Origin of the sequence: Synechococcus sp. R5-13 (assembly GCF_047462015.1) — a bacterium.
In the GTDB taxonomy this organism is placed as follows: Bacteria; Cyanobacteriota; Cyanobacteriia; order Thermostichales; family Thermostichaceae; genus Thermostichus.
The window spans coordinates 1-7,956 of record NZ_JANSIL010000206.1 but is presented as its reverse complement, the minus strand read 5'-3'; the positions used below and the strand labels follow the sequence as shown (position 1 = coordinate 7,956).

At 60.3% G+C, this 7,956-nt stretch carries 8 protein-coding genes; 6 read left to right on the top strand and 2 right to left on the bottom strand.

The features are described from left to right. Positions 1 to 59 precede the first annotated feature (59 nt). A complete protein-coding gene (locus NW840_RS13505; RefSeq protein ID WP_011432732.1) occupies positions 60 to 239 on the top strand; it encodes a hypothetical protein in 180 nt (59 codons plus the stop codon). 3 nt (positions 240 to 242) lie between these two features. Continuing rightward, a complete protein-coding gene (locus tag NW840_RS13500; protein WP_414344829.1) occupies positions 243 to 1,322 on the top strand; it encodes a DNA polymerase III subunit delta' in 1,080 nt (359 codons plus the stop codon). Here the strand turns inward: NW840_RS13500 and NW840_RS13495 are convergent. Then, positions 1,306 to 2,622, bottom strand: coding sequence for an ATP phosphoribosyltransferase regulatory subunit (locus tag NW840_RS13495; protein WP_414344827.1), 1,317 nt, complete (start codon positions 2,620 to 2,622; stop codon positions 1,306 to 1,308). The two genes, NW840_RS13500 and NW840_RS13495, sit on opposite strands and share 17 nt — an antisense overlap. 49 nt (positions 2,623 to 2,671) lie before the next feature. Further along, positions 2,672 to 3,742: an isochorismatase gene (locus NW840_RS13490; RefSeq protein WP_414344825.1), complete on the bottom strand. Its 1,071-nt coding sequence runs from the start codon at positions 3,740 to 3,742 to the stop codon at positions 2,672 to 2,674. Between the two features lie 306 nt (positions 3,743 to 4,048). Here NW840_RS13490 and NW840_RS13485 point away from each other — a divergent pair, with 306 nt between their 5' ends. The 4 genes from NW840_RS13485 to NW840_RS13470 all read left to right on the top strand — a co-directional run. Then, entirely contained in the window at positions 4,049 to 5,431 is a 1,383-nt protein-coding gene (locus tag NW840_RS13485; RefSeq protein WP_414344823.1) for a nicotinate phosphoribosyltransferase, read from the top strand. A 123-nt stretch (positions 5,432 to 5,554) separates the two neighbouring features. Beyond that, a complete protein-coding gene (gmd, locus tag NW840_RS13480) occupies positions 5,555 to 6,691 on the top strand; it encodes a GDP-mannose 4,6-dehydratase (RefSeq protein WP_414344822.1) in 1,137 nt (378 codons plus the stop codon). Between the two features lie 176 nt (positions 6,692 to 6,867). Beyond that, entirely contained in the window at positions 6,868 to 7,479 is a 612-nt protein-coding gene (gene rpsD / locus NW840_RS13475; protein WP_011432724.1) for a 30S ribosomal protein S4, read from the top strand. Positions 7,480 to 7,823: 344 nt separating this feature from the next. Next, on the top strand, positions 7,824 to 7,956 hold a 133-nt coding region (locus NW840_RS13470), incomplete at its 3' end, for a helix-turn-helix domain-containing protein (RefSeq protein ID WP_414344831.1).

The following is a 7,956-nucleotide window of genomic DNA, read 5'->3' as shown; positions in this document are numbered from 1 at the left end:
ACAAACAGAATGCTATCGCTGCATAGTTGAACAGTGATGTTCAGCAGTGTTCAGCGTAAATGTATCAGTTCCTCAAGGCTGCCGACTTGTTGGCTGCTGAAGTGCTGGAGTCCTTGCCGCCGATGGATGAATCTTCGCCCCACTGGGGGGATCCCTTGGTGGAGCGGGGGTTATTGCGACCGGAGACGCTGCAGTATTTTCGCAAACATTTCCTGCCAGCTTCTGCCAGCGGATGCTGAGATATGCCAGAACTCCGTCCGAGCGCCGAGACCGTCAAGCGGATGAAGGTCTTGCCTCCACAGCACATTGTCGGGCAGGAGATGGCGGCACGACTGCTTGTGGCGGCCCTGGAGAAGGGGCGGGTGACTTCCAGCTACTGCTTCTTGGGCCCCCAAGGGGTGGGGCGGAAGCTGATGGCCCGTTGGTTTGCCCAGGCCCTCTTGTGCGAATCCAGCTCCGGGATCCCTTGCGGCAAGTGCTCCCACTGCCGTTGGCTGCTGGCGGGCAACCATCCCAATCTCCACTGGGTCAGCCCCACCTACCTGCACCAAGGCCGCCTAATTGCGGCAGACTCCCCGGAGGCGCAAACCTTGCAACGGCGCTCGCCGCCCCAAATTCGCCTGGAGCAGGTGCAGGGGGTATCCCGCTTCTGTGCCCGCAAGCCGATTCGAGCCCAGCGAAAGGGCTCCGCCCCGCTAAAGGACTCCGTCCCGCTTACGCGATCGGGAGCGGTGGTGGTGCTGGAGGGAGCCGAAACCTTGGCGGAAAGCGCTGCCAATGCTTTGTTGAAAACCCTGGAGGAGCCAGGCCCAGCCCATATTATACTCATCGCCCCCCAGGCGGCCTCGCTGTTGCCGACGCTGTTGTCCCGCTGCCAGATGGTGCCTTTTCGCCGCCTCAGCCCAGAAGAGGTCGACCGGGTGCTGAGTGGGTTGGGTTGCCCAGATCTGGCAGGGATCCCTCGATCCGAGCTGATTGCCTTGGCCCAGGGCAGCCCCGGCTTGGCCTTGCTGGCCCACCAGCACCTGCAGCAGATCCCGCCGTCGCTCCTTGAGGAACTCAAACGTTGGCCCTGGCACTCTTCTCTCCAGCAGGCATTGGAATTGGGCAGAGCGGTGGCCAGTTTGGAGCTGCCGGCACAACTGTGGCTGATCGATTATTTGCAGCAGCATTTTTGGGCGCAGGGATCCCGTCAGCCGTTTGCGCCAGGGGTGCAGAGCGCCATCCGGCAGTTGGAACGCATTCGCCAACACCTGTTGCAACTGGTGCAGCCCCGTCTCTGTTGGGAGGTCAACCTTGCCAGCATTAGCCCGGGTGGGTGATGTGGTAGCTGCCGTCGGCTTGTACCCAGGCGATCTCCGGGATCCGACATTGGCGGGCATAGGCTTCGATCTCTTCAGGGGCCCGATCCAGCAATTCCAGCTCCACCGCCTCCGTTCGCGTCAGCGGTGCGGTGCACTCTTCTCGCCAGCGGGCGGCCAAGGCCAGCGCCGCCGGGATCCCTGCCGGCACCAGGGGCACCACCAACCGTTTGCAGCCCATCTCCTCGGTTTGGGGATCGGGGGGCAAGAGCCGCAGCAGCGTATCCGGCAGAAGGGTAAAGCCAATCCCCGGCTGTTCGACCTGCTGAGGGCTGTAGAGAGCATGCAGCCGGTCGTAGCGCCCCCCCAGAGCAATGACCTCCCCGCTCGCCACCGCCTGAAAAACGATACCGGTGTAGTAGGCCAGGGTTTGCAACAAGCTCAGATCCAGCACCACCCGCACCCCATGTTCCTCCAGCACCTGGCAGAGCTGCCGCAGATCCCGCAGCCGCTCAGGCGGCACAGGCAACTGAGCCAGGTCAGAAAGAACTGAGCCGGGCTGGCCCCGCAGCCCCAGAATCTGCAAGCCAATCTGGCGGGCGGCTTCCGGCAGAGGGGCCGATTCCAGGTAAACGTAGTCGAGCTGGGCAATGGCACGGCGCACTGCCGCTTGAGCCGTGGGGGCAACGGCGCTGAGCAAACTCTCGGTGAGGCTGACATCTCCCAGCAGCAGCGTCCAGGCGGCCTCCGTCCCGTTTACACAAGAAGAGATGCCGATCGAGCGAATGCAATCGGCCAGCAGCAGCAGAATCTCGGCATCTGCCAGCCATCCCCCTGCCCCGATCAGCTCCACTCCGGACTGAAAAAACTCCTGGCTACTGTAGGATCCCTCCTCCCGCCGGCTGTTGCGAAAAACGCTGCCGTGGTAGTAGAGCCGCAACGGCAAAGGCCCACCGGCTAGACGGGTGGCTGCCGCCCGCACAATGGAAGCAGTGAACTCGGGGCGCAGCCCCAGCATCGTCCCTTCGCCATCCCGCAGTTGCAGCACCGACTCAGCGCGGATGGATCCCCCCGCCAGCAGCGTTTCCAGCCGCTCTAGGGTGGGAGTGATGATGCGCTGGTAGCCATGGCGCCGGAAAACCCGGGTCAGCTGAGCCTCCAGCTTCTCCCGCCGTTGTACTTCCCGCGGCAGGAGATCCCGGGCACCGCTGGGGGGGCGCAGACTGCTGGAGACGGTGGAACTGGCCTCAGGGCGGGGATCCCAAAAGTGCTCCGCACCGCTACCGCGAGAGTGCTCCGCACCGCTACCGCGACCGTACACAGGGCTGCTCCAGCAGAGGATCCTGCTGCATCATACCGGATGTTGGAGGTCAGCTGGGATCCCGGGGAAACTCAGGCCACTCCCAGATGGGATCCGTGGAGCGCACTCGGTGCATTCCTGCTTCCGCAAAGCGGGCGAAGGCGGCCTCCGCCTGTTCGCTGAAATCCACAACGCCGGGAATCACCACCGGCGAGGTGCAGTCCTCCAGAAGGTAGACTTTCTTGGCCAAGCTGGGATCCGTGGCTTGGATTTCCTGCAGCAGGTCACTCACCGTCCAGGCCACGCAGTGGCTTTTGGCTTGGCCAGCCACGATCAGGGCGTCAAACTGCAGCAGGTGGCGGATGAGGAGCTCATTTTTCTCGTCGATGGGATCCCCTTCCGGCCCGGTCAAAACCTCCGGGCTAAGCACGGAATAATTTTCCGTCAAGGGATTGGCTCCCTTGAGCTGCAGGCTGGGCTGGCTGCAGCGGGCCATGCTGTGAAAGAAAATCGCCTCCTCCACCGCCGGCACCAAGGCATGGCCGATCCCCCCCAGCATGGAGTGGTAGGGCCAGACGATGAGGGGATATTTTCCCCCCTGCTCCAACTGCTCGGCGTAGTGCAGAGCGTAGACCTGCAACCGCGTCAGATCCCCCTGGGTGAGGTTGGCAGCCATGGCGGGGTTAACCCGCCAGCGTCCGCAGCGGATATCGGCTGCCGAAATGGCCGTGGCCGGCTCAGGATGGGCTCCCTGCGCGTCCACCCAAAAGACGGGGTGGAAGATCTGCATGGCCGTGTGGGTGTCGAGAGTGGCAATGATCTGGGTGAGGCAGGCCAAATTGCGGTAGATGAACTGACAAAGCCGTCGATTGTCTTCCACCGCTCCCAATCCGCCGGAACCGGCCACAAACAACTCAAAGCCGGGAATGCAAAAGGTGTTCTGCACATCAATGAGCAACAAGCCCACCCGCACCCGATCCGCCTCTGCCGGCGGGATCCCTTGCTCCTTGGCCCAGAGCTCGGCTTCTGCTGCCCGCTGTTGGTAGGGCACGCGCCAAATCTCTCCCACCCGCTCCGGATCAAAGTGGGGGGGAAGGCCCGCTGGAGCCTTAACAGTTAGCTCCTGTAGAGTGGTATTCATGGCGTTCTTCCGGTGGGGGCTGGATTGACCAGGCTTGCACCCGCTCGATAGAGTTGGACGGGTAACACTTATGGTTGGTTTCACTATAAGTTGGGGGCAAGATTTTGTCCAGATGGCCGCCTGTATTTCTGGCTGAGTTTGGGTTTGGTGTCTTGTCGAGGCCGATTTTTAGGGTTTTTTGGGGTTGTGATGCTTCTGGTGGATCCCTACAAGCAGCCTTACTTATGGTAAGTTTCACTATAACCTTCGCAACAGCCCTCTGCTCGATCCCGCCGTTCCCCACTGGCTTCTGCCCCGAGGTTTTTCATGTTGAGCCCTGATTTCTCGTCGTTGCGGCCCCAAGACTATGGCCTGCTAACCGACCTGTACCAGTTCACCATGGCCGCTTGCTATGTGGGGGAAGGGCTAGAGGCTCAGCCCGCTGCCTTTGAGCTGTTCGTGCGGCGGCTGCCCACCGACTATGGCTATCTGATTGCCATGGGGCTCACCCAGGCGGTGGAATACCTGCAGCAACTGAGCTTCGCCCCCGAGGCTTTGCGAGCGCTGCGGGAAACGGGCATTTTCGCCGATGCGCCGGAGCGCTTTTGGGAGCTGCTGGCCCGCTGCCGGTTTGAGGGGGATGTGTGGGCGGTGCCGGAAGGAACCGCCATTTTCGCCAACCAGCCCCTGTTGCGGGTGGAAGCCCCCCTCTGGCAAGCCCAACTGGTGGAAACTTACTTGCTGTCCACCTTTAACTACCAGACCCTGATCGCCACCAAGGCGGCCCGTATGCGAGATGCAGCAGGGGATGAGGCCATTTTGTTGGAGTTCGGCACCCGGCGAGCTTTTGGTCCCCAGGCGGGGCTGTGGGCAGCCCGGGCGGCTCTGGCGGCAGGGTTCAATGCCACCTCCAACGTCTTGGCAGCCCTGAAATTGGGGCGCAAGCCGGCAGGAACCATGGCCCATTCCCTAGTGATGGCCATTGCTGCTCTCTCGGGAGACGAAACCCGCGCCTTTCAATCCTTTCGGCGCTACTTTCCCCAAGCTGCGCTTCTAATCGATACCTACGATCCCATCCAAGGGGCGCGCACAGCAGCCCAGCTCTTTGCGGCCAGAAGCCCAGATCAACTGGGATCCCAGGGGGAAATCGGCGGGGTGCGCATCGACTCGGGAGATTTGGAAGATCTCTCTCGCCGGGTGAAACAAATTTTGCCTCAAGGCGCCCCGGTGTTCGTCAGTGGGGATTTGGACGAATACGAGATCGAGCGCCTGCATCGCTCCCAAGCCCCCATCAGCGGTTATGGGGTGGGCACCCGCCTGGTAACCGGAGAAGGCGTAAACGGGGTGTACAAATTGGTGGAAATCAATGGGATCCCAGTGGCCAAAGCTTCCTTTGCCAAAGCCACCCTTCCCGGTCGCAAGCAGATCTTTCGCGGCCCTGAAGGAGACTTGTTGGGCCATGCTGACGAGCCCCCGCCTCCTGGCTACGAACCGCTCTTGCGCAAAGTTATGGAAAAAGGGCTGCTGCTGGATCCCTTGCCGGATCTGGAAGCCATTGCCCGCACCAGCCGCGCCTCTGTGCTGTGCCTGCCCCAGGGAGTGCGACAACTGCGCCAGCCGGATCCCTGGCCCACAGCCCTGACTGCCGCTTTGCAACGGTTGAAAGACCACACCCTTGGCCAGGAATGTGCCTCGGCGGGCCCTGCCTGAGGAGAAGGAGTCCCGCTGCACTATAATGTTCTAGCTTCAAGGTCTCCGCTTTGAGGTTTGCCATTGGACTTGAGCCTTGAGCCACTTGGTTCTTCATTTTTCCCGATCTTTGCCCCCAGCTCTATGACCCAACGTGCCCTAATTACCGGCATCACCGGACAGGATGGCTCCTATCTGGCCGAGCTGTTGTTGAAGAAAAACTACGAAGTTCACGGCATCATCCGCCGCGCCAGCACCTTCAACACCGACCGCATCGACCACATCTACGTGGATGCCCACAACCCCCAGGCCAGGCTGTTTCTCCACTACGGGGATCTCACGGATGGCACCACCCTGCGCAGGATTTTGGAACAGGTGCAGCCGACGGAAGTGTACAACCTGGGGGCCCAATCCCACGTGCGGGTGAGCTTTGATGCGCCGGAATACACCGTCGATGCAGTGGCCATGGGCACGCTGCGTCTTCTAGAGGCCATCCGCGACTACCAGCAGCGCACCGGGATCCGGGTGAAGTTTTACCAGGCAGGCTCCTCGGAGATGTTCGGCCTAGTGCAAGAGATCCCGCAAAAGGAAACCACCCCCTTCTACCCGCGCAGCCCCTATGCCTGTGCCAAGGTGTACGGCTACTGGCAGACGGTCAACTACCGCGAAGCCTACAACCTCTTCGCCTGCAACGGTATCTTGTTCAACCACGAAAGCCCACGGCGAGGGGAAACCTTTGTAACCCGCAAGATCACCCGCGCCGTCAGCCGCATTGTGGCCGGCAAACAGGACAAGCTCTACCTGGGCAACCTGGATGCCAAGCGGGACTGGGGCTACGCCAAAGACTACGTCGAGGGGATGTGGATGATGCTCCAACAACCCCAGCCGGATGACTATGTGCTGGCTACCGGGGAAACCCACACTGTGCGCGAGTTTGTGGAACGGGCCTTCGCGCTGGTGGGCCTGCCGATTACCTGGAAAGGTTCCGGCCAAGCCGAACAGGGGTTGTACAAAGACCAAGTGTTGATCGAGATCGATCCCCGCTACTACCGCCCAACCGAGGTGGATCTGCTGTTGGGGGATGCTTCAAAAGCCAAGCGAGTCCTAGGATGGGAGCCCAAGGTGAGCTTCCCGCAGTTGGTGGAGCTGATGGTGCTGGCCGACTTGGAAGCCATCGGCCTGGATCCGGATCCCATCTTGGGGGAACGGCGCACCCTCAACGGCTTGCTTAGCGAAGATCGCGCTTTCATCCGCACCCAGCTGGGGGTTCACTACGACTGACAGGGTGAATACAACGGTGGAGACGGGATCCCAAAAGACAGCCTTGACCCCTTGTCCAAAGCAGGAACTAAACGCTTAATATAGTAGGTCGCTGATTCTTTTGGTGCCTCGTCCTCTTGCTCCCCAGCTGACCATCTCTTGCTGACTTTGTTTGCTGATTTCGGAGAAATGCCCCCATGTCCCGCTACACAGGCCCCCGCCTAAAAATTATTCGTCGCTTCGGGGGACTTGATCTGCCCGGCTTGACGCGCAAGCGCCCCAAAAATACCAACCCGCCCGGTATGCATGGCGCCGAGCGCAAGAAAAAATCCGAATATGCCATTCGCTTAGAAGAAAAGCAGAAGGTGCGCTTCAACTACGGGCTGAGCGAGCGGCAGATGATCCGCTACATGCGCAAGGCACGGCGCTCCAAGGGATCCACCGGTTTGGCCTTGCTGCAAATGCTGGAAATGCGGTTGGATTGCATCGTGTTTCGTCTGGGCATGGCTCCAACCATTCCGGCAGCTCGGCAGCTCGTGAGCCACGGCCACATAGAGGTTAACGGCCAAAAGGTAACCATTCCCAGCTATGGCTGCAAAGTGGGGGATGTGATTACAGTAAAAAACAAGGAATCTTCCCGCAAGCTGGTGGCCGCCTACGCGGAGTATCCGGGGTTGTTTTTGCCGGACTACCTGGAGTTTGACAAAGAAAAGCTGCGCGGACGCATCAAGGAATTGCCCCCCCGCGAGCAAATTTGCGCCCCGGTCAACGAGCTTTTGGTGGTTGAGTTCTATTCCCGCAAGCTCTAGGGATCCCCTTTTGTGGCCATTGCAAATTGCAGGGGAATTTTGGGCAGTTTGACGTTCTCCTCACCCTTGAGGCCGGGGGATTTTTCACGGTTTGTTTTTTGTAGCGTTTCCCCTGCTCATCGCTCCTGTTGGCGATGCGTAGCGTTAGCTACACCGCCGGGAAGCCCTGCCCTCTGTTAGTGACTAGTGGCTAGTCACTATCCACTCACCACTATCCAGGGTGAAGGTCGGGATGAGAGGCGGGGACACTTTGGTTTTCAATGGACTGGCCTAAAACCGAGACGGTAACCCCACCGCATGAAGCAATAAGGTAGGATTCATTCCAGTAGATTACCCTTGCCTCAATGAGAACTGCTTACCAGTACCGTTTGCGACCTACGCCCAGCCAGATTGCTTTGATGAGCGAGTGGCTAGACTTGTTACGCAAGCAGTACAACTACCGCTTGGCAGAGCGCTTTGCGTGGTGGGAACACAATC

Bases quoted from the DNA above. Each gene is read 5' to 3' on its own strand.
- NW840_RS13505 (WP_011432732.1), top strand. From the start codon at position 60: ATGTATCAGTTCCTCAAGGCTGCCGACTTGTTGGCTGCTGAAGTGCTG.
- NW840_RS13500 (WP_414344829.1), top strand. From the start codon at position 243: ATGCCAGAACTCCGTCCGAGCGCCGAGACCGTCAAGCGGATGAAGGTC.
- NW840_RS13490 (WP_414344825.1), bottom strand. From the start codon at position 3,742: ATGAATACCACTCTACAGGAGCTAACTGTTAAGGCTCCAGCGGGCCTT.
- NW840_RS13485 (WP_414344823.1), top strand. From the start codon at position 4,049: ATGTTGAGCCCTGATTTCTCGTCGTTGCGGCCCCAAGACTATGGCCTG.
- gmd (WP_414344822.1), top strand. From the start codon at position 5,555: ATGACCCAACGTGCCCTAATTACCGGCATCACCGGACAGGATGGCTCC.
- rpsD (WP_011432724.1), top strand. From the start codon at position 6,868: ATGTCCCGCTACACAGGCCCCCGCCTAAAAATTATTCGTCGCTTCGGG.